21 protein-coding genes and 2 riboswitches are annotated in these 21,783 nt (G+C 71.7%); of the genes, 13 read left to right on the top strand and 8 right to left on the bottom strand.

Annotated elements, in window-relative coordinates:
- Positions 1 to 2 precede the first annotated feature (2 nt).
- The 3 genes from ACLJTM_RS03285 to ACLJTM_RS03275 form a co-directional block, all read right to left on the bottom strand.
- Complete coding sequence (locus ACLJTM_RS03285) at positions 3 to 326, bottom strand: energy-coupling factor ABC transporter substrate-binding protein (RefSeq protein ID WP_411101783.1); 324 nt, start codon at positions 324 to 326, stop codon at positions 3 to 5.
- Entirely contained in the window at positions 323 to 1,042 is a 720-nt protein-coding gene (locus ACLJTM_RS03280; protein ID WP_411101782.1) for an energy-coupling factor ABC transporter permease, read from the bottom strand. The genes ACLJTM_RS03285 and ACLJTM_RS03280 overlap by 4 nt, the downstream gene beginning before the upstream one ends.
- Positions 1,043 to 1,070: 28 nt before the next feature.
- Positions 1,071 to 1,267, bottom strand: a riboswitch (cobalamin riboswitch).
- Between the two features lie 193 nt (positions 1,268 to 1,460).
- A complete protein-coding gene (locus ACLJTM_RS03275) occupies positions 1,461 to 1,994 on the bottom strand; it encodes a hypothetical protein (RefSeq protein WP_411101781.1) in 534 nt (177 codons plus the stop codon).
- A 171-nt stretch (positions 1,995 to 2,165) separates the two neighbouring features.
- On the opposite strand from ACLJTM_RS03275, the gene ACLJTM_RS03270 reads away from it, so the two are divergent.
- Positions 2,166 to 2,783, top strand: a complete 618-nt coding sequence (locus ACLJTM_RS03270; protein WP_411101780.1) for a hypothetical protein — start codon at positions 2,166 to 2,168, stop codon at positions 2,781 to 2,783.
- Between the two features lie 75 nt (positions 2,784 to 2,858).
- On the opposite strand, the gene ACLJTM_RS03265 is transcribed toward ACLJTM_RS03270, so the two are convergent.
- From ACLJTM_RS03265 to gcvT, 4 genes are all read right to left on the bottom strand, one after another.
- Positions 2,859 to 4,241, bottom strand: coding sequence for an L-serine ammonia-lyase (locus tag ACLJTM_RS03265; RefSeq protein ID WP_411101779.1), 1,383 nt, complete (start codon positions 4,239 to 4,241; stop codon positions 2,859 to 2,861).
- Positions 4,242 to 4,663: 422 nt separating this feature from the next.
- The gene (glyA, locus tag ACLJTM_RS03260) at positions 4,664 to 5,920 is read right to left on the bottom strand and encodes a serine hydroxymethyltransferase (protein ID WP_411101778.1); all 1,257 of its coding nucleotides are present in this window, start codon (positions 5,918 to 5,920) and stop codon (positions 4,664 to 4,666) included.
- Between the two features lie 15 nt (positions 5,921 to 5,935).
- Complete coding sequence (gene gcvH, locus ACLJTM_RS03255; RefSeq protein WP_411101777.1) at positions 5,936 to 6,316, bottom strand: glycine cleavage system protein GcvH; 381 nt, start codon at positions 6,314 to 6,316, stop codon at positions 5,936 to 5,938.
- A 111-nt stretch (positions 6,317 to 6,427) separates the two neighbouring features.
- Positions 6,428 to 7,543 (bottom strand): glycine cleavage system aminomethyltransferase GcvT, encoded by a 1,116-nt coding sequence (gene gcvT, locus ACLJTM_RS03250; RefSeq protein ID WP_411101776.1) that lies wholly within the window; start codon positions 7,541 to 7,543, stop codon positions 6,428 to 6,430.
- 162 nt (positions 7,544 to 7,705) lie between these two features.
- A riboswitch (glycine riboswitch) is annotated at positions 7,706 to 7,809 on the bottom strand.
- A gap of 180 nt (positions 7,810 to 7,989) precedes the next feature.
- Between gcvT and ACLJTM_RS03245 the strand changes: the two genes are divergently transcribed.
- The 11 genes from ACLJTM_RS03245 (at position 7,990) to ACLJTM_RS03195 (ending at position 19,857) form a co-directional block, all read left to right on the top strand.
- Positions 7,990 to 8,673: an AAA family ATPase gene (locus ACLJTM_RS03245; protein ID WP_411102265.1), complete on the top strand. Its 684-nt coding sequence runs from the start codon at positions 7,990 to 7,992 to the stop codon at positions 8,671 to 8,673.
- A 101-nt stretch (positions 8,674 to 8,774) separates the two neighbouring features.
- Positions 8,775 to 9,509, top strand: a complete 735-nt coding sequence (locus ACLJTM_RS03240; protein ID WP_411101775.1) for an enhanced serine sensitivity protein SseB — start codon at positions 8,775 to 8,777, stop codon at positions 9,507 to 9,509.
- Between the two features lie 61 nt (positions 9,510 to 9,570).
- Positions 9,571 to 10,311, top strand: a complete 741-nt coding sequence (locus ACLJTM_RS03235) for an enhanced serine sensitivity protein SseB C-terminal domain-containing protein (protein WP_411101774.1) — start codon at positions 9,571 to 9,573, stop codon at positions 10,309 to 10,311.
- 440 nt (positions 10,312 to 10,751) lie between these two features.
- On the top strand, positions 10,752 to 11,747 hold the full coding sequence (locus ACLJTM_RS03230) for an ABC transporter permease (protein WP_411101773.1): 996 nt from the start codon (positions 10,752 to 10,754) through the stop codon (positions 11,745 to 11,747).
- Positions 11,748 to 11,820: 73 nt separating this feature from the next.
- Entirely contained in the window at positions 11,821 to 13,599 is a 1,779-nt protein-coding gene (locus ACLJTM_RS03225; protein ID WP_411101772.1) for an ABC transporter substrate-binding protein, read from the top strand.
- Positions 13,600 to 13,726: 127 nt separating this feature from the next.
- Positions 13,727 to 14,725, top strand: a complete 999-nt coding sequence (locus ACLJTM_RS03220; protein WP_411101771.1) for an ABC transporter permease — start codon at positions 13,727 to 13,729, stop codon at positions 14,723 to 14,725.
- Positions 14,722 to 15,819 (top strand): ABC transporter ATP-binding protein, encoded by a 1,098-nt coding sequence (locus ACLJTM_RS03215; RefSeq protein ID WP_411101770.1) that lies wholly within the window; start codon positions 14,722 to 14,724, stop codon positions 15,817 to 15,819. Before ACLJTM_RS03220 ends, ACLJTM_RS03215 begins: the two co-directional genes overlap by 4 nt.
- A 14-nt stretch (positions 15,820 to 15,833) precedes the next feature.
- Positions 15,834 to 16,928, top strand: coding sequence for an ABC transporter ATP-binding protein (locus ACLJTM_RS03210; protein ID WP_411102264.1), 1,095 nt, complete (start codon positions 15,834 to 15,836; stop codon positions 16,926 to 16,928).
- Between the two features lie 109 nt (positions 16,929 to 17,037).
- Positions 17,038 to 17,694, top strand: a complete 657-nt coding sequence (locus ACLJTM_RS03205; RefSeq protein ID WP_411101769.1) for a trimeric intracellular cation channel family protein — start codon at positions 17,038 to 17,040, stop codon at positions 17,692 to 17,694.
- A gap of 47 nt (positions 17,695 to 17,741) precedes the next feature.
- Entirely contained in the window at positions 17,742 to 18,599 is an 858-nt protein-coding gene (locus ACLJTM_RS03200; RefSeq protein ID WP_411101768.1) for a thioesterase family protein, read from the top strand.
- A 94-nt stretch (positions 18,600 to 18,693) separates the two neighbouring features.
- The gene (locus tag ACLJTM_RS03195) at positions 18,694 to 19,857 is read left to right on the top strand and encodes a cysteine desulfurase family protein (RefSeq protein WP_411101767.1); all 1,164 of its coding nucleotides are present in this window, start codon (positions 18,694 to 18,696) and stop codon (positions 19,855 to 19,857) included.
- Here ACLJTM_RS03195 and ACLJTM_RS03190 read toward each other — a convergent pair.
- On the bottom strand, positions 19,850 to 20,530 hold the full coding sequence (locus ACLJTM_RS03190) for an N-acetylmuramoyl-L-alanine amidase (protein ID WP_411101766.1): 681 nt from the start codon (positions 20,528 to 20,530) through the stop codon (positions 19,850 to 19,852). The two genes, ACLJTM_RS03195 and ACLJTM_RS03190, sit on opposite strands and share 8 nt — an antisense overlap.
- A 69-nt stretch (positions 20,531 to 20,599) precedes the next feature.
- On the opposite strand from ACLJTM_RS03190, the gene mnmA reads away from it, so the two are divergent.
- On the top strand, positions 20,600 to 21,733 hold the full coding sequence (mnmA, locus tag ACLJTM_RS03185) for a tRNA 2-thiouridine(34) synthase MnmA (RefSeq protein WP_411101765.1): 1,134 nt from the start codon (positions 20,600 to 20,602) through the stop codon (positions 21,731 to 21,733).
- Positions 21,734 to 21,783 lie beyond the last annotated feature (50 nt).

Genomic DNA, 21,783 nt, shown 5'->3' with positions numbered 1-21,783 from the left:
GCCTACGACTCCGCGGTGGCGGACGCGGCGGCCGCTCCCTGGCGGCGCCCCCTGCGGACGCCGAAGTAGTACGCGAGCACGCCCGCGCCGAGCGCCGCCTGGAGGGCGAACAGCGCCGACTCGACCTCGCCGGACGGGGGTTCGTACAGCGGGGAGAACCACGGCTCGTAGTCCGGCCGCAGTTCGGTGATGGCTGCCTCCGCCTGCGCGTCGGCGCCCGTGAACGGCTCCTCCTTGCCCTCGCCGAGTCCCAGCGCGAGGGGCAGGACGGCCAGCGCCGCCACCAGGAGCAGCAGCAGGGTGTTGATCTTCGCGTTCCTGGTCATCGGGCCACCGCCTCCTGCTGCGCGTCCTTCGGGTCGCCGGAGGCCTTCGGTCCGGTGAGCTTCGCGACGCCGAGCCGCACCAGGTCCGACTTGCTGGACTGCATCAGCAGCCGCATCACGAGGACCGTCAGCAGGCCCTCGCTGACCGCGAGCGGGATCTGCGTCACCGCGAAGATGCCGGCGAACTTCTCCAGCGAGCCGATGAAGCCGCTGCCCGCGTCCGGGAAGGCCAGCGCCAGCTGGACGGAGGTCACGCAGTAGGTGACCAGGTCGGCGAAGAAGGCGCCGAGGAAGACGCTCGCCATCAGCGGCAGGCCCAACCTCCGCATCAGCCGGTAGACGCCGTACCCCGCCCAGGGACCGGCGACCGCCATCGAGAAGACGTTGGCCCCGAGGGTGGTGAGGCCGCCGTGCGCCAGCAGCAGCGCCTGGAACAGCAGGGTGATCGTGCCGAGCACCGCCATGATCGGCGGCCGGAACAGGATGGCCCCGAGCCCGGTGCCGGTGGGGTGCGAACAACTGCCCGTGACGGAGGGGATCTTCAGGGCGGACAGGACGAAGGTGAATGCTCCGGCCGCACCCAGGAGCAGGGTGCTCTCCGGGTTGGCCTTCACCTCGCGGGTGAGGGCGCGCACACCGTGCGCGACGAAGGGAGCGGACGCGGCGCCCCAGGCGACCGCGTGCAACGGGGGCAAAAACCCCTCGGCTATATGCATGAGTGGGGAGACCTCTCCAGCACCTCGTGGATGGACAACGCGCCCCGGCCGGTCTCCTGGCTCACGGGTGCTGATGCCCGGGTCTCCGCCTTCCCGGGGCCGGGCGGTCTCCCGCACGGGCCCAGTGGCTTCCCGTAGGAGTGGAGCCGGACTTCCCGATCACAGTGGCGAGGGCCGCACCGGTTTTCCACCGGTTTCCCGAACACCAAGGCCCGCTGACCTTAGTCGGCCATCCCGACCCGCACCAACCCCGCCCCGTACCGGACCCCCCGTGCCGTGCTCGCCGAGCGGCTCTGCGCCGGCTCCTTTCCCGCGGAACGCGCAGCGTCGGCGCCCCTGCCCCGAGCGCCGCCGACGGCTCTCCCGCGGCACGGACGGGCGGGGGCGCCCGGGGCGGAGACCGCCCCGGGCACCCGCCTCAGCACACGTTGGGGTGCGCGATGTCCAGCACCAGGCGCTCGGGCGCGTGCAGGACGGTGGTGGAGTGGACGGGCGGGGTGTCGAAGGCGGCGCCGAAGGTCACGTGCCCCTCGTAGTCGCCGGTCAGGGCGATGCCCTTGAGCTTGCTCAGGTAGATCTTCTGCAGGCGCGGGCCCTGGTAGACGTTCCGTCCCGCGTCGTCGTGTCCGGCGGCGGGGCTGAGGCCCACCTCCAGGAAGAACTTCCCGGCGAGCGGGACGGGTTTGCCGGACCCGTCGTAGACCAGCTGGGAAACGGGCGTGACGGTGACCTGGGGGACGTACCCCTGCAGGTCGATGACGAGCCGGTCGTACGTGCAGTGCCCGCCCCAGCGGGCGTTCACGACGAGCGGGGTCTGGGTGGCCCGGGTGGCGGTGGCCGTCGCGGCGGCGGCCGAGGCCGGGGCCGCGAACGCGACCCCGGCGGTGAGCAGGGTGCCCGCGGCCAGTGCCGTGAGCTGTCGACGGTGCAGACGAGAACGCAGGCGGTTCATGGCGTCCCCCGATTCTCCAGAGACGGGGCGGTGCTGTCCCTGTGGAAGACACCGGACGGCCGCCGTTGGTTGCACGGCGGAACCGGCGAACCGCCGGGTGCGCAACCGGCGTTCCTGGCAGGCTGGTTGCCCGATGCCCGACAACGGCCCCGTGGGACTGGAGAGAACCGGATGCGATCACACCGATTCCCCTGCCGTGCACTGGTCGCCGCAGCCCTCGTCCTGGCGGCCACCGCCTGCGGAGGCGACGGCGGCGGCGAGGTCTCGCAGGAGGGCAAGGGCGGCTACGCCTGGAAGGCCACCGACGAGATCTGCAACGCCCTGCCGTACGGGGAGCTCGCCGACCCGCTGGGGGCCCGGGAGGAGGCCGCGGACCGGACCAAGAGGTCGGGCGGGGGAGCGCCGGGCGTCGGGTGCGTCCAGCCCCTCGTGGAATCCGGCCCGGCGGCGTACGGGAACGTGAAGGTCGAGCTGGACCTCGCCTACGCGGAGAGCGTGGACTTCGCCGCCGAGGTCTTCGCCACGGCGCGCGACAAGCCCGGCAGCGACCGGCCGGACGGGGGCTTCACCGAGGTGGAGGGCGTCGGCAAGGAGGCCTACCGGGTCCTCTACAACGGCCCGACCGAACGGCGCCAGGTCCGGGACCTGCACGTGCGGGACAGCAACCTGATGCTCGGCATCACCGTGACGGCCGAGGCCCGCACGACCCCGACCCCCGAGAGCCTGGCGGCCCTCGACACCTCGGTGGACGACTTCGCCCGCGGGGTCCTGAAGGCCCTGCGCAGGTAGCCGCGCGCGGCCGGCCCCGGGGAAGCGGCGGGGCCCGGCGCGGATGCGCCGGGCCCCTTCCTCACGGGGTGCGGGTCAGCACTCGATGACGTTGACCGCGAGGCCGCCGCGGGCCGTCTCCTTGTACTTCACCTTCATGTCCGCGCCGGTCTCCTTCATGGTCTTGATGACCTTGTCCAGGGAGACCTTGTGGGTGCCGTCGCCGCGCATCGCCATCTTCGCCGCGGTGACGGCCTTGACCGCCGCCATGCCGTTGCGCTCGATGCACGGGATCTGCACCAGGCCGCCGACCGGGTCGCAGGTGAGGCCCAGGTTGTGCTCCATGCCGATCTCGGCCGCGTTCTCCACCTGCTCGGGGGTGCCGCCGAGGACCTCGGCGAGGGCGCCCGCCGCCATGGAGCAGGCCGAGCCCACCTCGCCCTGGCAGCCGACCTCGGCGCCGGAGATGGAGGCGTTCTCCTTGAAGAGCATGCCGATCGCCCCGGCCGCGAGGAGGAAGCGCACCACGCCGTCCTCGTCCGCACCCGGCACGAAGTTCGTGTAGTAGTGCAGGACCGCCGGCAGGACGCCCGCCGCGCCGTTCGTCGGGGCGGTCACCACGCGCCCGCCCGCCGCGTTCTCCTCGTTGACCGCCATCGCGTAGATGGTCGTCCACTCGCTGCGGTGCATCATCGGATCGCCCTCGGTGCGCAGCTGGCGCGCCGTGGACGCGGCCCGGCGGCGTACGCGCAGGCCGCCGGGGAGGATGCCCTCGCGGGACATGCCGCGCGCGACGCAGGCCTGCATCACGCGCCAGATCTCCAGGAGGCCCTGGCGGATCTCGTCCTCGGTGCGCCAGGCCTTCTCGTTCTCCAGCATCAGCGAGGAGATCGACAGGCCGGTCTCCTTCGCGAGGCGCAGCATCTCGTCACCGCTGCGGAAGGGGTACTTCAGCACCGTGTCGTCGAGCTTGATCCGGTCTTCGCCGACCGCGTCCTCGTCGACGACGAAACCGCCGCCGACCGAGTAGTAGGTCTTCTCCAGCAGCGGGGCGCCGGCGGCGTCGTAGGCGAAGAGGGTCATGCCGTTCGCGTGGTAGGGCAGCGACCGCCGGCGGTGCAGGATCAGCTGGTTCGGTTCGTCGAAGGCGATCTCGTGGCCATCGCCTATCTCCGTGCCCAGCAGGCGCAGCCGGCCGCTCGTGCGAATCCGCTCGACCTCGTCGTCGGCGCCCTCCACGTCCACGGTCCGCGGGGAGTGGCCCTCCAGGCCGAGCAGCACCGCCTTGGGAGTGCCGTGGCCGTGGCCGGTGGCGCCGAGCGAGCCGTACAGCTCCGCGCGGACGGACTCGGTCTGGGCGAGGAGGCCGTCCTTCTTGAGCCGGGTCACGAACATGCGGGCCGCCCGCATCGGACCGACCGTGTGGGAGGAGGAGGGACCGATGCCGATGGAGAAGAGATCGAAGACCGAGATGGCCACGGTGGCGGACTCCCTTGTCTGCTCGTGGGGTGGGAGGGGGCAGGAGCGGTGGATTGTTCGGATTTTGTCCGACAGACGAGCTTAACGCGGTGAGGTGAACGGCTCCCCGGCCGGACGGCGGCGCCGCGGCGTACCGGACGGGTCGGACCGGTGCCGGGGCACCGAGCGGTCCCCGCCGGCGGGGCCGGGCCCGCTCCGCCGGCCCGCCCCGCCCGCCCTGCCCGCACGGCCCGGAAGCAGGGGCGGGGAGCCCGCGCGGCCGGCAGGGCCAGGGGATTGCGGGGGCGGGTGACGGCTTCTCCGTCCGGAGCCCCTGTGCCGTTCTCTGCCCGGCTCGTGGCCACGGGGCGCACCCGCCCGGGGCTGCGGTCATGCGAAGGGCCCGGCCTGTGCACAAGCAAGGCCGGGCCCCACCGCGCCGGCTAGAGCGTCGGGTACAGCGGGAACTTCGCGGCGAGCGCGGAGACGCGCGCCTTGAGGTCCTCGGCGTCGTACGCGGGCTTCAGCGCAGCCGCGATGATCTCCGCGACCTCGGTGAAGTCCTCGGCACCGAAACCGCGGGTGGCGAGCGCCGGGGTGCCGATCCGCAGGCCCGAGGTGACCATCGGCGGCCGCGGGTCGTTCGGGATGGCGTTGCGGTTGACCGTGATGCCGATCTCGTGGAGCCGGTCCTCGGCCTGCTGGCCGTCGAGCTCGGAGTTGCGCAGGTCGACCAGGACCAGGTGGACGTCCGTGCCGCCGGACAGGACGGAGACGCCCACCTCGGTGACGTCGGGCTGCACCAGGCGCTCGGCGATGATCTTCGCGCCCTCCAGGGTGCGCACCTGGCGCTCCTTGAAGTCCTCCGAGGCCGCGACCTTGAAGGAGACGGCCTTGGCCGCGATCACGTGCTCCAGCGGGCCCCCTTGCTGACCGGGGAAGACCGCGGAGTTGATCTTCTTGGCCAGCTCCTGCGTCGACAGGATCACGCCGCCGCGCGGACCGCCGAGGGTCTTGTGCGTGGTGGTGGTGACGACGTGGGCGTGCGGCACCGGGTTCGGGTGCAGGCCCGCGGCGACCAGGCCGGCGAAGTGCGCCATGTCGACCATCAGGTACGCGCCGACCTCGTCCGCGATACGGCGGAAGGCGGCGAAGTCCAGCTGGCGCGGGTAGGCGGACCAGCCCGCGACGATCAGCTGGGGCTTGGACTCCTTGGCGAGGCGCTCGACCTCGGCCATGTCGACCTGGCCGGTCTCGTCGACGTGGTACGGGACCACGTTGTAGAGCTTGCCGGAGAAGTTGATCTTCATGCCGTGGGTCAGGTGACCGCCGTGGGCCAGGTTCAGACCCATGATCGTGTCGCCCGGCTTGAGCAGCGCGAACATCGCGGCGGCGTTCGCCTGCGCACCCGAGTGCGGCTGGACGTTCGCGGCCTCGGCGCCGAACAGCGCCTTGATGCGGTCGATCGCGATCTGCTCGACCACGTCGACGTGCTCGCAGCCGCCGTAGTAGCGGCGGCCGGGGTAGCCCTCGGCGTACTTGTTGGTCAGCACCGAGCCCTGGGCCTCCATGACGGCGACCGGAGCGAAGTTCTCCGACGCGATCATTTCCAGGGTGGACTGCTGGCGCACGAGCTCCGCGTCGACGGCGGCGGCGACGTCCGGGTCGAGCTCGTGGAGAGGGGTGTTCAGTACAGACATCAGGGTCCCCTGGGGTCAGTTACCGGCGGTGAGTGCGGCGTACTCCTCGGCGGAGAGCGCGTCCTTCGGCTCCTCCGAGAGGCGCACCTTGAAGAGCCAGCCACCCTCGAAGGGAGCGGAGTTCACCAGCGAGGGGTCGTCCACCACGTCCTGGTTGGACTCGACGATCTCACCGGAGACGGGGGAGTACAGGTCGCTGACCGACTTGGTCGACTCCAGCTCGCCGCAGGTCTCGCCCTCGGTGACGGTGTCGCCGACCTCGGGGAGCTGGGCGTAGACGACGTCACCGAGCGCGTTGGCCGCGAACTCCGTGATGCCGACCGTCGCGACGCCGTCCACGGCGTCCGACAGCCACTCGTGCTCCTTGGTGTAACGCAGCTTCTCGGGGTTGCTCATGACCTGATTCTCCTGGATGCGGGGGAGTGGATACGAACGGTGGTCTCGGGAAGCGAGACGCGGCCCCACGGGCGCGCCGGAGCGGCCCGGGCGGCGGAGATCGTCGCGGAACTACTTCTGCCGCTTGTAGAACGGCAGGGCCACGACCTCGTACGGCTCATGCGTACCGCGGATGTCGACGCCGACGCCGGAGGTGCCGGGCGCGGCGTGCGCCGCGTCGATGTACGCCATCGCGATCGGCTTGCCCAGCGTCGGGGACGGAGCGCCGGAGGTGACCTCGCCGACGACCTCTCCGCCGGCCACGACCGGGAACCCGGCGCGCGGGACCCGGCGGCCCTCGGCGACCAGGCCGACGAGCTTGCGCGGGGCGTTCGCGGCGGCGCGCTCCGCGGCCGCCTCCAGGGCGGCGCGGCCCACGAAGTCGCCCTCCTTCTCGAACTTCACGACCCGGCCCAGACCTGCGTCGAAGGGGGTGAGGGAGGTGGCCAGCTCGTGCCCGTACAGCGGCATGCCCGCCTCCAGGCGCAGGGTGTCGCGGCAGGACAGGCCGGCCGGCACCAGGCCGACGCCCTCGCCCGCCTTGGTCAGCGCCTGCCACAGCTCCACCGCATGCTGCGGCGAGACGAACAGCTCGAAGCCGTCCTCGCCCGTGTAGCCCGTACGCGCGATCAGCGCGGGCACCCCGGCCACCGTGCCCGGCAGGCCGGCGTAGTACTTGAGGCCGTCCAGGTCGGCGTCGGTCAGCGAGGCGAGGATGCCGGGGGACTCCGGGCCCTGCACCGCGATCAGCGCGTAGGCGTCGCGGTCGTCCCGGACCTCGGTGTCGAAGCCGGCGGCGCGCTCGGTGAGGGCGTCCAGGACCACCTGGGCGTTGGAGGCGTTCGCGACGACCATGTACTCGGTCTCGCCCAGGCGGTAGACGATCAGGTCGTCGAGGATCCCGCCGTCCTCCTGGCAGATGTGCGTGTAGCGGGCCCGGCCGACGCCCACGGTCGAGATGTTGCCGACCAGCGCGTAGTCCAGGGCCTTGACGGCCTCCGGACCGGTCAGCGTGATCTCTCCCATGTGCGAGAGGTCGAAGAGGCCGGCCTTGGTGCGCACGGCGTTGTGCTCGTCGCGCTCGCTGGCGTACCGCAGCGGCATGTCCCAGCCCGCGAAGTCGGTCATGGTCGCACCGAGGGAACGGTGCAGCGCATCGAGGGCGGTCAGGCGGGGGGCAGTGCTCATGGGTGTGGCTCCCGGGTCCCAGGGCATCGACATGACATGACGAGGACGTTCCTCCCCATCTGTCATCGGAACCTGAGAGGTTCGCCGAGAGTCCCCGAACGCCGGGACGTTTCGACTTGCACCTTGGGTGGAGCTGCCGGGCAGCTCGCTTTTCAGATCTGCCTCATCCACGCGGTACGGGGCCTGAGAGATTCAAGGGAGGTTCTTGCTCCTTCGGCGCCCGCGCACGGCCTTGCGGCGTGCCGGGACTCTCCCGCGCGGATTCAAGCGGCCGGTATGCAGTTGGTCCAGATGGCGCACATCATTGCACGCCACGGTCGTGATCGGGCGTGCGGGTGGGCAAGTCCGTCCGCCCCCCGGGCGCGGCGGCCGGAACCGGGACCCCCGGATGACCGTCTCTTTACACTCAGTGGGCAAGGGCCCGGCGGCCCGATTCGGGGGAGGCGATCACTGTGCGGAGATTCGGACTGCAGACGGCGACCGGGACCGTGGACGGGGTCCCGGCGCAGCGCGGCCCGCGCCGCCACCGCACCGCACCGGCCGAGGACGGCCCCGGCCGGGTCCGGGACCTGCGCGGCCCGGCGGCCGGCGGCCCCCGGCGGCTCGCCTTCGCGGACGGGGACATCGTCGTGGTCTCCGGCCTGCCGGGCGGCGGCAAGAGCACGCTGATCAAGCGGGCGGCCGGTGAGAACCGCTCCATCGACTCCCAGGACACCCGCGAGCGCTGGGAGCACCGGATGCCCGCCGCCCTCCCCTATGCCGTGTACCGGCCGGTGGTCCGCGCCGCCCACTACTGGGGGCTGTGGCGGGCCCTGCGCTCCGGCGCCTCCGTCGTCGTCCACGACTGCGGCACCCAGAGCTGGGTACGGGGCCTGCTCGCGGCGGCGGCGCGCCGCCGGGGCCGCTCCCTGCACCTGCTCCTGCTGGACAGCAGCGCCGAGGAGGCCCTGGCCGGACAGGCCGCCCGGGGCCGGCGCGTGTCGGCGTACGCCTTCGGCCGCCACCGCGGTGCCGTGGGCCGCCTGCTGCGCTCCGCGGAAGCCGGCCACCCCCCGCCCGGCTGCGCCTCCGCGACCCTGCTGGACCGCCGCTCCGCCGCCGCGGTGACCCGGATCGCCTTCCACGGCTGAGACGGCGCCGCCGGGCCGCGCCCCGGCGGCGGGGCCGGGCCCGGGGGAGCGATAGCCTCGGCTCGACATCGGGCGGGACACACGCGCAGAGGCAGGGGCACATGCAGGGCAGCGGCTGGCCGGAGAATGAGCTGGAGCAGGTGCTCGGGGCGGCGCTGGGGCAGCCGGACGCCGGCGGGCGGATCCTCGAGGTGCTCGGGCGCAGCCGTGTGTGGGTGCCGCTGCCCGCCGGCGGCGGGCCCGACGCCCCCGGCCTGACCCTGCCCACCATGGACATCGGCGGGGCCGCGTACGTCCCCGTCTACAGCTCCGAGAGCCAGTTCCGGGTCTGCGTCGGCCCCGGCATGGACTTCGCCGTGGCCCCCGCCGTCGAGTTCGCCCGCGGCCTGCCCCCGCAGCTCGGCATCGCCCTCAACCCGGAGGGCGCCGTCGGCGTGCCGCTGCCCCCGCCCGCCGTGGCCGAGCTCTGCCGCTGCGGGCGCACCCCGCTCGACGGCCCGGCCACCGGCGGCCGGGTCCGGCTGTACGAGCCGGACTGGCAGGAGGACCCGGTGGACTTCCTGGCGGCCGCCGCCGAGGAGTTCCGCGCCCTCGGCTCCGTGGCCGCCGCCCACCGCTGCCTCGCCAGCGTCGAGGGCGGGGAGCCGCAGCTGTTCATCGGTGTCCGCCTGGTGGGATGGGACACCGCGGAGCAGAACGGCCCGATGGAGGCCCTCGGGCGGGCCCTGGCCCGCGTCCCGGCTCCCTGGCCCGTGCAGTTGATCCTCCTGGACGCCGTCCAGGACCCGGTCACGGACTGGATTCGTGAGCGCGTACGCCCCTTCTACGTTCCGTAGGGCCGCTTAAGCTGTTCACGCGTTGACGACGGGCGGAAGAAGAGACGAAGAGGGGTACCGGGTGAGTGCGTCAGGCACGGCCGCGGCCGGGCAGGTCGAGCACATGCTGCGCCAGGTGACTCCCGGGCGCTACGAGAGCTACGAGTCGCTGCTGCACGCCCTCGGCGAGGGCCGGCTGTGGATGCTGCTCTGGCAGGGGCGGCCGGGATCCCCGGAGGCCCAGTACGGCGGCATGGAGGTCGAGGGCCTCGGATACGCGCCCTGCGTCACCTCGCCGCAGGAGCTGGCCGCCAGCGGCTGGAACCGCGGGTACGAGGTGGTCACCGGCCGCGACATCGCCCGCGCCCTGTACCCGGACCGCTGGGGACTGTGGCTGAACCCGCACGCCCAGGGCGGCGGCCTCGGCATCCCCTGGGCCGACCTGCGCCGGATCGCGACGGGCCTGGACCGGATGCCGGCCGGGCCGCTGCGGCTGTCCGAGCCCGCCATCGAACTCCCCCAGTTCTACGGGCTGCTGACCCAGCACGCGCACCGCACCCCGGCCGTCCGGTCGCTGCGCCGGGCCTGGGTGCAGCCCGCGCTCGGGTCCGCGTACCTCGCGGTCGGACTCGACCTGTACGACGCCTCCGCGCCCGCGCTGGAGTCCGTGCGCGAGATGATGCGCCAGTCCGTCGGCGTGGTCCCCGAGGGCGTCCCGGTGTGCACGGTGGCGCTGGCCGACGAGCACGACCCCGTCGCGATGTGGCTGCGCGCGCAGACCCGCCCCTTCTACGACCGCGAAGGCCAGGCCCCGCCGTACTGACGGAGCACGCGGCCGCTCTACGCCGCGACCGTATACCGGGACATCCGTCTCGAAGGCCGCACCGGACCTCATCGGTGCGGCCTTCGGCATATCCGGGACTGCGCCCAAGAAGCATGCACGATATGGCAGTTGGGCCGGATGTCCGTTCCGGGCCGAACGGGCGGAGTTTCACCGCTCACCAGGCCTGGCGGTTCGGATAACGGAAGGTGTCGGTACAGATCACGGTTGCGCATCACATCCCCGGCAGGTCTGGCGGCCGGATCAGACGCCGTTGAAGACTCCCCCCACCGAAGGCCGGTCAATCCAGCAAGCACCTGCTCTTCACGTGCACTTCAGGCGCATTTCGTGCCGATCGCACCACCAGTGACGCCGATAGAACCAAGCCGCCACAGCGGCGGGCATGGGCCGGCCACCGTCGGCCGAGAGGGGTCCCCACCACGATGACGGCACCACTGCACGACACCAGCGCGGCCGGGCCCGCGGTTGTGGCCGCCCCCGACCTCCCTCCGAAGGCGATCGAGGGGCGCTCGCCGTGGCGGATCGCCTGGCTGCGCCTCAAGCGGGACAAGGTCGCCCTGGCCGGCGGTGTCATCGTGCTCCTGTTGATCCTCGTCGCACTCTTCGCGCCGCTGATCGTCAAGGCGTTCGGCCATCCGCCGGAGGAGCTGCACGAGGACCTGCTGGACCCGCTGCTCGGCCTGCCGGCCGGCGACTGGGGCGGCATGAACGGCGACTTCCTGCTGGGCATCGAGCCCGTCAACGGCCGCGACGTCTTCAGCCGGATCGTCTACGGCGCCAGGATCTCGCTGCTGGTGGCCTTCCTGTCCGCCTTCGTGGCGGTCGGGCTGGGCACCTTCTTCGGCATCGTCGCCGGCTACTTCGGCGGCTGGGTCGACGCGGCCGTCAGCCGGGTCATGGACCTGCTGCTGGCCTTCCCGCAGCTGCTGTTCATCATCGCGCTGATCTCGGTCATCCCCAGCAAGCTGTGGGGCTTCGAGGGGTCGGGCCTGCGCATCGCCGTACTGGTGCTGGTCATCGGCTTCTTCGGATGGCCGTACATCGGCCGCATCGTCCGCGGCCAGACCCTCTCGCTGCGCGAACGCGAGTACGTGGAGGCCGCCCGCAGCCTCGGTGCCGGGCAGATGTACATCCTCTTCCGCGAACTGCTCCCGAACCTGGTGGCGCCCATCACCGTCTACTCGACGCTGATGATCCCCACCAACGTGCTGACCGAGGCCGCCCTCAGCTTCCTCGGAGTCGGCGTCAAGCCCCCCACGCCGTCCTGGGGAGAGACCCTCTCCACGGCCGTACGGACCTACGAGGACGATCCGCTCTTCATGATCTTCCCCGGCGTGGCGATCTTCATCACCGTGCTGGCCTTCAACCTCTTCGGCGACGGCGTCCGCGACGCCCTCGACCCGAAGGGCTCCCGCTAGCCACCGCAGGGCACACCAGGAACCGGCCCCCGGCCGTACGTACACCGAACTACAACGGAGGGTTGCGAGCATCGTGACTACCCATCGCACGTCGAAGCGCAGGCTTGCCGCTGGCACGGCCGCCGTGCTCGCGGTCATGCTGACTGCGACCGCCTGTGGCGGAGGCGACGACAAGGACGGCAAGTCCGCGTCCGGCGGCGCCGGTTTCAACGCGGGCATAGGCAAGATCGCCAACGCGTCGGACAAGAAGGGCGGCGAACTCAAGTTCGTCGGCACCCAGGAAGCCGACTCGTGGGACCCGCAGCGCGGCTACTACGGCTTCATGTGGGACTTCTCCCGCTACTACGCCCGCCAGCTGATCAGCTACAAGGCGGCCCCCGGCGAGCAGAGCACCGAGCTGGAGCCCGACCTCGCCACCGCCAAGGCCGAGATCAGCGACGGCGGCAAGACGTACAAGTACACCCTCAAGGACAACGTGACCTGGGAGGACGGCACCCCCGTCACCGCCCAGGACGTGAAGTACGGCATCGAGCGCACCTGGGCCCAGGACGTCATCTCCGGCGGCCCGGTCTACCTGATGCAGGTCCTCGACCCGAAGACCGAGTACCCGGGTCCGTACAAGGACACCAGCCCGGACAAGCTCGGCCTCAAGGCGATCGAGACCCCGGACGCGAAGACCATCATCTTCAGGCTCCCGGCGCCCAACGGCGACTTCGAGCAGATGCTGGCCATGCCGGCGGCGAGCCCGGTCAAGCAGGACAAGGACACCGCGGCCAAGTACGGCCTCAAGCCCTTCTCCAACGGCCCGTACAAGATCGACTCGTACGAGCCCAACAAGAGCATGAAGCTCTCGCGCAACACGAACTGGAAGCCCGAGTCGGACACCATCCGCAAGGCGCTCCCGGACAGCATCTCGGTCACGTTCATGGCGAACGCGGACGACATGGACAAGCGCCTGATGAACGGCGAGTTCGACGTCGACATCAACGCGACCGGCATCGGCCAGGCGGCCCGTTCCACCGCGCTGAAGGACCACAAGGACAACCTGGACAACGGCCAGACCGGCTTCATCCGGTACGCCGTCTTCCCGCAGACCGTCGCGCCGTTCGACAACGTCGAGTGCCGCAAGGCCGTCATCTACGCGGCCGACAAGAAGTCCCTGCAGACGGCCCGCGGCGGCCCGCAGGCCGGCGGTGACATCGCCCCCAACATGCTGCCCCTGGGCATCAAGGGCTCCGACGGCAAGTACGACCCGTACGAGGTCCTGAAGAACGACGGCAAGCCCAACGTCGAGAAGGCCAAGGCAGCCCTGCAGGCCTGTGGCAAGCCCGACGGCTTCAAGACCACCATCGCGGTCCGCAACAACAAGCCCGTCGAGGTCGCCACGGCCGTCTCGCTGCAGAACGCCCTCAAGCAGGTCGGCATCGAGGCCGACGTCGACCAGTTCGACGGCGCCCAGACCTCCGGCATCATCGGTTCGCCGAAGGTCGTCAAGGAGAAGGGCTACGGCATCATCATTATGGGCTGGGGCGCCGACTTCCCGACCGGGCAGGGCTTCTCCCAGCCGCTGGTCGACGGCCGCTTCATCCTGCAGAGCGGCAACAACAACTTCTCCGAGCTGAACGACCCGGCGATCAACAAGCTGTTCGACGACGCCATCGCGGAGACCGACCCGGTCAAGGCCGGCGACCTCTACAAGCAGATGAACCAGAAGGTCTCCGAGGCCGCCGTCTACCTGCCCTTCGTCTACGACAAGACGATCACCTGGCGCAGCAGCCGGCTGACGAACGCGTACACCTCCGACGCCTACAACGGCCGCTACGACTACGCGTCCCTCGGTGTCATGAAGTAACCGTCCGTCCGTTCCAGTGTTCCAGTGCCACACCCGCTAGGCACGAAGGGCAGGTGATGGCCGCGGTTACGGCTCGGGGGCGCTCTCCAGAAGAGGGCGCCCCCGGGCCGCAGCCAGGCCGAGCGCAGTGCTTGCATATCTCCTCCGGCGGTTCTTCGCCGTCATCGTCATGCTGTTGGTCATCACGCTGGTGACCTTCGGAATCTTCTTCCTCTTCCCGAAGATGATCGGGACGGATCCGGCGCTGTACTTCGTCGGCAAGCAGTCCGACCCCGCCGCCATCGAGGGCATCCGGCAGAAGATGGGTCTCGACGACCCGATCCTCGTGCAGTTCGGCAAGTTCGTCGTCGGGCTGGTGGCGGGTCGCACGTACGCCAACGGCTCCGACGTCACGCACTGCGCCGCTCCCTGCTTCGGCTACTCCTTCAAGACCGAGCAGGAGGTCTGGCCGCTGCTGACCGACTGGCTGCCGGTCACCCTCTCGCTCGCCGCCGGCGCCGTCGTGCTCTGGGTCATCGGCGGTGTCGCCACGGGCATCATCTCCGCCCTCAAGCGCGGTACGGTCCTGGACCGTTCGGCCATGGGCATCGCCCTCGCCGGCGTCTCCCTGCCGATCTACTTCACGGGCATGCTCGCCATCGCCCTCTTCTCCGACCAGCTCGGCTGGTTCGGCCGCCCCGAGGCGACCTTCGCGGACGATCCGGCCAAGTGGTTCAACGGCATGATCCTGCCGTGGATCTCGCTGGCCTTCCTCTACGCGGCGATGTACGCACGGCTCACCCGCGCCACCATGCTGGAAGTCCTGAACGAGGACTACATCCGCACCGCCCGCGCCAAGGGCCTGACGGAGCCCGTCGTCATCGGCAAGCACGCGATGCGCTCGACGATGACGCCCATCCTGACCGTCCTGGGCCTCGACCTCGGCGCCCTGATGGGCGGCGCGGTGCTCACCGAGTACACGTTCTCCCTGCACGGCCTCGGCTACAACGCGGTCCGCGCGATCAGTGAGCACGACTTGCCGGTCATCCTGGGCATCACCTTGATCTCCGCCTTCTTCGTCGTCGCGGCGAACCTCATCGTTGACCTCATGTACGCGGTGATCGACCCCCGAGTGAGGCTGTCATGACCGATCTGAGCCGGGCTGCAGCACTCAACCAGCCCGTCGACGGGACCACGGCGCCCTCCACGGCGTTCCTGGAGGTCCGCGACCTCAAGGTGCACTTCCCGACCGAGGACGGTCTGGTCAAGTCGGTCGACGGCCTCTCCTTCACGCTGGAGAAGGGCAAGACCCTCGGCATCGTCGGCGAGTCCGGCTCCGGCAAGTCGGTCACCTCGCTCGGCATCATGGGCCTGCACCGCGTCGGCCAGTACGGCCGCCAGCGGGCCCGGATCTCCGGAGAGATCTGGCTGAACGGCCAGGAACTGCTCTCCGCCGACGAGGACGAGGTGCGCAAGCTGCGCGGGCGCGAGATCGCGATGATCTTCCAGGACCCGCTCTCCGCCATGCACCCGTACTTCACCGTCGGCAAGCAGATAGCCGAGGCCTACCGGGTCCACAACAAGGTCGACAAGAAGACCGCGCGGAGCCGGGCCGTCGAGCTGCTGGACCGCGTCGGGATCCCCGAGCCGCACAAGCGGGTCGACAGCTACCCCCACGAGTTCTCGGGCGGCATGCGCCAGCGCGCGATGATCGCCATGGCGCTGGTCAACAACCCCGAGCTGCTCATCGCGGACGAGCCGACCACCGCCCTGGACGTCACCGTGCAGGCGCAGATTCTCGACCTGATCCGCGACCTGCAGAAGGAGTTCGGGTCGGCCGTCATCATGATCACGCACGACCTGGGCGTGGTCGCGGAGATGGCCGACGAGATCCTCGTGATGTACGGCGGCCGGTGCATCGAGCGGGGCACCGCGGAGAAGGTGTTCTACGAGCCCCGCCACCCCTACACCTGGGGCCTGCTGGGCTCGATGCCCCGCATCGACCGCGACCAGACCGAGCGCCTCATCCCGGTCAAGGGCTCGCCGCCCAGCCTCATCAACATCCCGAGCGGCTGCGCCTTCAACCCGCGCTGCCCGTACGCCGACGTGCCCAAGGGCAACGTGACGCGCACGGTCCGGCCCGAGCTCACGGAGGACGACAACCGCCACTGGTCCGCCTGCCACATGTCGCAGGACGAGCGGACCCGGATCTGGACCGAAGAGATTGCGCCGAAGCTGTGACCGAGACGCCCGACATGAAGAAGACGGCTGCGGCCACCGTCCCGCAGCAGGCCACGGGCTCGCCCGAGGTGCTGCTCAGGGTCTCCGGCCTGACCAAGCACTTCCCCATCACCAAGGGGCTGCTGCGGCGGCAGGTGGGCGCCGTCAAGGCCGTGGACGGGATCGACTTCGACGTCCGGCGCGGTGAGACGCTCGGCGTGGTGGGGGAGTCCGGCTGCGGCAAGTCCACCATGGGCCGGCTCATCACCCGGCTGCTGGAGCCGACCGGCGGAACGGTCGAGTTCGAGGGCAGGGACATCACGCACCTGGGGGTGGCGGGCATGCGCCCGCTGCGCCGCGACGTGCAGATGATCTTCCAGGACCCGTACGGCTCGCTGAACCCGCGCCACACGGTGGGCACCATCGTCAGCGCGCCGTTCAAACTGCAGAACGTCTCGCCCGAGGGCGGCCTCAAGGCGGAGGTGCAGCGGCTGCTGTCGCTGGTCGGCCTCAACCCCGAGCACTACAACCGCTACCCGCACGAGTTCTCGGGCGGCCAGCGCCAGCGCATCGGCATCGCGCGGGCCCTGGCGCTGAACCCGAAGCTCGTGGTGGCGGACGAGCCCGTCTCCGCGCTGGACGTCTCGATCCAGGCCCAGGTGGTCAACCTGCTGGACGACCTCCAGGACGAGCTGGGCCTGACCTACGTGATCATTGCGCACGACCTCTCGGTCATCCGGCACGTCTCCGACCGCATCGCGGTCATGTACCTCGGCAAGATCGTGGAGCTGACGGACCGCAAGTCGCTGTACGAGAGCCCGATGCACCCCTACACCCGGGCCCTGCTGTCGGCCGTGCCGGTGCCGGACCCCCGGCGGCGGGGCGCGAAGAGCGGGCGCATCCTGCTCAAGGGCGACGTGCCGTCGCCGATCTCCCCGCCGAGCGGCTGCCGCTTCCACACGCGGTGCTGGAAGGCGACGCAGATCTGCACCACGCAGGAACCGCCGATGCTGGCGCTGAAGACCGGGCACCAGGTGGCCTGCCACCACCCGGAGAACGCCCCCGACCAGGCCCCGGGCGACCAGCCCCTGCCGGGCGCTGCGGAGGCGGTGGCGGTGGTCACGGACTGAGCTCCCCGGCGGGACCGGACCCCCGGTCCCGCCGGGTGCCCCGCTGCGGGGCCGGCCGGCAGGGCCGGTCGGCGGCGCCCGGGGGCGCGGCGCAGGTGACAATGGGCCGGTGCTCCACGATCTCTTCCCGCCCGGGATCCAGCATGCCCTGGACCTCGCCGGCATCTTCGTCTTCGCCACCGCGGGCGCCCTGCTCGCCGTCCGCAAGAACTTCGACGTCTTCGGCATCGCCGTGCTCGCCCTCGTCACCGCGCTGGGCGGCGGACTCTTCCGCGACCTGGTCATCGGCGCCGTCCCGCCGGCCGCATTCGGCGAGCTCAGCTTCTTCGTCACCCCGCTGATCGCCGCCGCCCTCGTCTTCTTCCTGCACCCCGAGGTCCAGCGGATCAACCGCGCCATCAACGTCTTCGACGCGGCCGGCCTCGCGCTGTTCTGCGTGACGGGCACCACCAAGGCCTACGAGTACGGCCTCGGCCTCACCGCGTCCGCCGCCCTGGGCCTGGCCACCGCCGTCGGCGGCGGCGTCCTGCGCGACGTGCTCGTCAACGAGGTGCCCTCGCTGCTGCGCGACCGCGAGATGTACGCCGTCCCCGCCGTGGTCGGCGCCTCGATCGTCGCCGTCTCCATCGGGCTGGACTCCCTCAACGCCCTGACCACCGCCCTGGCCATCGTGGTCACCTTCGTGCTGCGGCTGCTCGCCATGCGCTACCACTGGCGCGCCCCGCTGGCCTGGAACCGCCGCTCGGCGGTGGCCGAGGAGCCGTAACGAAAGAAAGCTACCGCTTAGTAGCATCGCGGTGTACCGTCGTTTCCATGTCACAGCAAGCGGCCCAGGCATCCATCGGCGACAGCGAGTTCGACCGCGACACCGCCCTCGTCCCGCGGACGGACGAGCCCGGGGTGTACGACGCGGAACTCTCCGCCGGATGGACCATCATCACCGCCGTCAACGGCGGATACCTGCTGGCCCTGGTCGGCCGGGCCCTGTCGGCGGCCCTGCCGCACCCGGACCCCTTCACCGTCTCCGCGCACTACCTCACCTCCTCGGTGCCCGGACCCGCCGTGATCCGCACGCAGACCGTCCGCGTCGGCCGGACCCTCTCCACCGGCCAGGCCTCGCTGTTCCAGTACGACGAGAGCGGCGCCGAGGTCGAACGCATCCGCGTCCTCGCCTCCTACGGAGACCTCTCCGCCCTGTCCGACGAGGTGCGCACCTCCGCGCTGCCCCCGGCCATGCCCGCCTACCAGGACTGCCTCGGCGCCGAGGCGGGCCCGGCCCCGATCCCCGGCAGCTCCGCCATCGTGGACCGGCTGCGCCTGAGGCTGGACCCGGCCACGGCGGGCTGGGCCGTCGGCGCCCCCTCGGGCAAGGGGGAGATGCGCGCCTGGTTCGAGCTGGCAGACGGCCGCGACGCCGACCCGCTCTCCCTGCTCCTCGCGGTGGACGCACTGCCGCCCACCGCCTTCGACCTCGGCCTCATCGGCTGGACCCCGACCGTCGAACTCACCACGCACGTCCGCAGGCGGCCCGCCCCGGGCCCGCTCCGGGTCGCCATCACCACCCGCAACCTGGCCGGCGGCTTCCTGGAGGAGGACGCCGAGGTCTGGGACTCGGCCGACCACCTGGTGGCCCAGTCCCGCCAGCTGGCCCGCGCGCCGCGGCAGGGCTGAGCGGCCCCGCCGGGCGGCGTGCGCCCCGGGCCCCGGAGGCTTCCGGTGCACCGAGGGCATCCGTCGCCCGGCGGACTCGTAGAATCGGGGGATCATGGCCTACCTCGACCACGCCGCCACGACGCCGATGCTGCCGGAGGCCGCTGCGGCGATGACCGCGCAGTTCGCCGCCACCGGAAACGCGTCCTCCCTGCACGCCGCCGGCCGCCGCGCCCGCCGCACCGTCGAGGAGGCCCGCGAGGCCCTCGCCGAGGCGCTCGGCGCCCGCCCCAGCGAGGTGGTCTTCACCGCCGGCGGCACGGAGGCCGACAACCTCGCCGTGAAGGGCCTCTACTGGGCCCGCCGCGACGCCGATCCCGCCCGCACCCGGATCCTCGCCAGCCCCGTGGAGCACCACGCCGTCCTCGACGCCGTCCACTGGCTCGCCGAGCACGAGGGCGCACAGGTCGAGTACCTTCCCGTGGACCCCTTCGGGCGGGTGCACCCCGGCGCCTTCCGGGAAGCCGTCGAACGCGCCCCCGACACCGTGGCCCTGGCCACCGTCATGTGGGCCAACAACGAGATCGGCACCGTCCTGCCGGTCCGCGAACTGGCCGCCGTCGCCGGGGAGTACGGCATCCCGCTGCACTCCGACGCCGTCCAGGCCTTCGGCCAGCTCGACGTCCGCTTCGGGGACAGCGGCCTCGCGGCCATGACCGTCAGCGGCCACAAGATCGGCGGTCCGTACGGCATCGGCGCGCTGCTCCTGGGCCGCGACCAGAGCCCCGTACCCGTCCTGCACGGCGGCGGCCAGGAGCGGCACGTCCGCTCCGGCACCCTCGACGTCCCCGCGATCGCCGCCTTCGCGGTGGCCGCGGTCCTCGCCGCCGAACGGCGCGAGCGCTTCGCCGCCGAGGTCGGCGCCCTGCGCGACGAGCTGGTCGCGGCCGTACGCGCGGCCGTGCCGGACGCCGTCCTCGGCGGGGACCCCGTGGACCGCCTCCCGGCCAACGCCCACTTCAGCTTCCCCGGCTGCGAAGGCGACTCCTTGCTGCTCCTGCTCGACGCCCAGGGCATCGAGTGCTCCACCGGGTCCGCCTGCACCGCGGGCGTCGCCCAGCCCAGCCACGTCCTGCTCGCCACCGGCTCGGACCCCCGGCTGGCCCGCGGCACCCTGCGCTTCTCGCTCGGGCACACCTCCACCGCGCAGGACGTCGCCGCTCTGGCCGGTGCCATCGGACCGGCGGTGGAACGGGCCCGCACGGCCGGCCTCAGCTAGCCCCGGCCGCCTTCAGCTCCGCGCCGACCAAACGCACGTACCGGTCCCAGTCCCAGTGGGGGCCCGGGTCGGTGTGGTCGGCGCCCGGGACCTCCGAGTGCCCCAGGATGTGCCTGCGGTCCGCCGGTATGCCGTACCGGCGGCAGATGCCGGCGGCCAGCCGCGCCGACGCCGCGTACATCGCGTCCGTGAAGTCCCGCGGGCGGTCCACGAACCCGACGTGCTCGATGCCCACGCTGCGTTCGTTCATGGAGCGGCTGCCCGCATGGAAGGCGACGTCCAGCTCGCGCACCATCTGCTCGACGTGGCCGTCCTGGCGGACGATGTAGTGCGCCGACGCCTTGTGCCACGGGTTCTTGAAGGCGTCCACCGAGGACGCGAAACCGCCCTGGGTGACATGCACCACGATCCGGTCCACCCGGTAGTCGTCGGGCCGGTCCGCCAGCCGCCAGTTCGCCGGCGAGGCCGCGGTCCAGCTCGCGCCCGCATGGTCCAGCTCGCCCTCCTTGCGGGGCTTGGAGACCCCCGGCAGCAGCCACCAGGCCCGGCCGAGCTCGTCCCGCCCGGCGACCGCCGCCGCCGCGGCAACCCCGAGCCCCCCGAGCAGCACTGCCCGGCGGGTCCGGCCCGGTCTGCGCCCGGACTTCCCGCTCTTCGCTTCCTCACCCGCCATGTGATCCACCCCCTGCCTCCGACAACGCGCTGTGACGCCGTGCGGTTCCCCCGTACCCTGGACGGTGCTATGACTGAGAACCTGCCGCACACCGCCCGCCCCCTCCGCGTCCTGGCCGCCATGTCCGGCGGCGTGGACTCCGCCGTCGCCGCCGCCCGCGCGGTCGACGCCGGGCACGACGTGACCGGCGTCCACCTCGCGCTCTCCGCGAACCCGCAGTCCTTCCGGACCGGCGCCCGCGGCTGCTGCACCATCGAGGACTCCCGCGACGCCCGGCGGGCCGCCGACGTCATCGGCATCCCCTTCTACGTCTGGGACCTCGCCGAGCGCTTCCGCGAGGACGTGGTCGAGGACTTCATCTCCGAGTACGAGGCCGGCCGCACCCCCAACCCCTGCCTGCGCTGCAACGAGAAGATCAAATTCGCCGCGCTGCTCGACAAGGCCCTCGCCCTCGGCTTCGACGCCGTCTGCACCGGCCACTACGCCACCGTCGTCCTCACCGAGGACGGCACCCGCGAGCTGCACCGCGCCAGCGACATGGCCAAGGACCAGTCGTACGTCCTCGGCGTGCTCGACGAGAAGCAGCTCGCCCACGCGCTCTTCCCGCTCGGCGACACCCTCACCACCAAGGAGGAGATCCGCGCCGAGGCCGAGGAGCGCGGTCTGGCCGTGGCGAAGAAGCCCGACAGCCACGACATCTGCTTCATCGCCGACGGCGACACCCAGGGCTTCCTCGCGGACCGCCTCGGCAAGGCCGAGGGCGATATCGTCGACGAGACCGGGCGGACGGTCGGCACGCACGAGGGCGCCTTCGGCTTCACCATCGGCCAGCGCAAGGGCCTGCGCATCGGCCACCCCGCGCCCGACGGCAAGCCGCGCTACGTCCTCGACATCTCGCCGGTGAACAACACCGTCACCGTCGGCCCCGTCGAGGCCCTCGACGTCACCGCCCTCACCGCGATCCGCCCCCGCTGGTGCGGGGCCGTGGCCGCCGCCCCCGGTACGTACACCGCGCAGCTGCGCGCCCACGGCGGCGAGAGCGAGGTCTTCGCCGAGGTCGTCGACGGCGAGCTGCGGGTGTCCTTCGCCGAGCCGGTCCGCGGCGTGGCCCCCGGCCAGGCCATCGTGCTCTACGACGGCACCCGCGTGGTCGGCTCCGCCACCATCGCCACGACCACCCGCGCCGCGGCCGCCTCGGTCTGAGCCGGGGGGCCGCGGCGCGCGGGCGGGCCGGGCGGGCACCAGCAGCCGAC

It is taken from the genome of Streptomyces sp. cmx-4-9 (assembly GCF_046548835.1).
GTDB lineage: Bacteria > Actinomycetota > Actinomycetes > Streptomycetales > Streptomycetaceae > Streptomyces.
Note: the sequence above shows the minus strand (reverse complement) of the source record. Positions and strands in the feature narration are given on the sequence as shown.

Bases quoted from the DNA above. Each gene is read 5' to 3' on its own strand.
- ACLJTM_RS03275 (WP_411101781.1), bottom strand. From the start codon at position 1,994: ATGAACCGCCTGCGTTCTCGTCTGCACCGTCGACAGCTCACGGCACTG.
- ACLJTM_RS03230 (WP_411101773.1), top strand. From the start codon at position 10,752: ATGACGGCACCACTGCACGACACCAGCGCGGCCGGGCCCGCGGTTGTG.
- ACLJTM_RS03240 (WP_411101775.1), top strand. From the start codon at position 8,775: ATGCAGGGCAGCGGCTGGCCGGAGAATGAGCTGGAGCAGGTGCTCGGG.
- ACLJTM_RS03200 (WP_411101768.1), top strand. From the start codon at position 17,742: ATGTCACAGCAAGCGGCCCAGGCATCCATCGGCGACAGCGAGTTCGAC.
- ACLJTM_RS03215 (WP_411101770.1), top strand. From the start codon at position 14,722: ATGACCGATCTGAGCCGGGCTGCAGCACTCAACCAGCCCGTCGACGGG.
- ACLJTM_RS03190 (WP_411101766.1), bottom strand. From the start codon at position 20,530: ATGGCGGGTGAGGAAGCGAAGAGCGGGAAGTCCGGGCGCAGACCGGGC.
- ACLJTM_RS03195 (WP_411101767.1), top strand. From the start codon at position 18,694: ATGGCCTACCTCGACCACGCCGCCACGACGCCGATGCTGCCGGAGGCC.
- glyA (WP_411101778.1), bottom strand. From the start codon at position 5,920: ATGTCTGTACTGAACACCCCTCTCCACGAGCTCGACCCGGACGTCGCC.
- gcvH (WP_411101777.1), bottom strand. From the start codon at position 6,316: ATGAGCAACCCCGAGAAGCTGCGTTACACCAAGGAGCACGAGTGGCTG.
- gcvT (WP_411101776.1), bottom strand. From the start codon at position 7,543: ATGAGCACTGCCCCCCGCCTGACCGCCCTCGATGCGCTGCACCGTTCC.
- ACLJTM_RS03280 (WP_411101782.1), bottom strand. From the start codon at position 1,042: ATGCATATAGCCGAGGGGTTTTTGCCCCCGTTGCACGCGGTCGCCTGG.
- ACLJTM_RS03270 (WP_411101780.1), top strand. From the start codon at position 2,166: ATGCGATCACACCGATTCCCCTGCCGTGCACTGGTCGCCGCAGCCCTC.
- ACLJTM_RS03285 (WP_411101783.1), bottom strand. From the start codon at position 326: ATGACCAGGAACGCGAAGATCAACACCCTGCTGCTGCTCCTGGTGGCG.
- ACLJTM_RS03210 (WP_411102264.1), top strand. From the start codon at position 15,834: ATGAAGAAGACGGCTGCGGCCACCGTCCCGCAGCAGGCCACGGGCTCG.
- mnmA (WP_411101765.1), top strand. From the start codon at position 20,600: ATGACTGAGAACCTGCCGCACACCGCCCGCCCCCTCCGCGTCCTGGCC.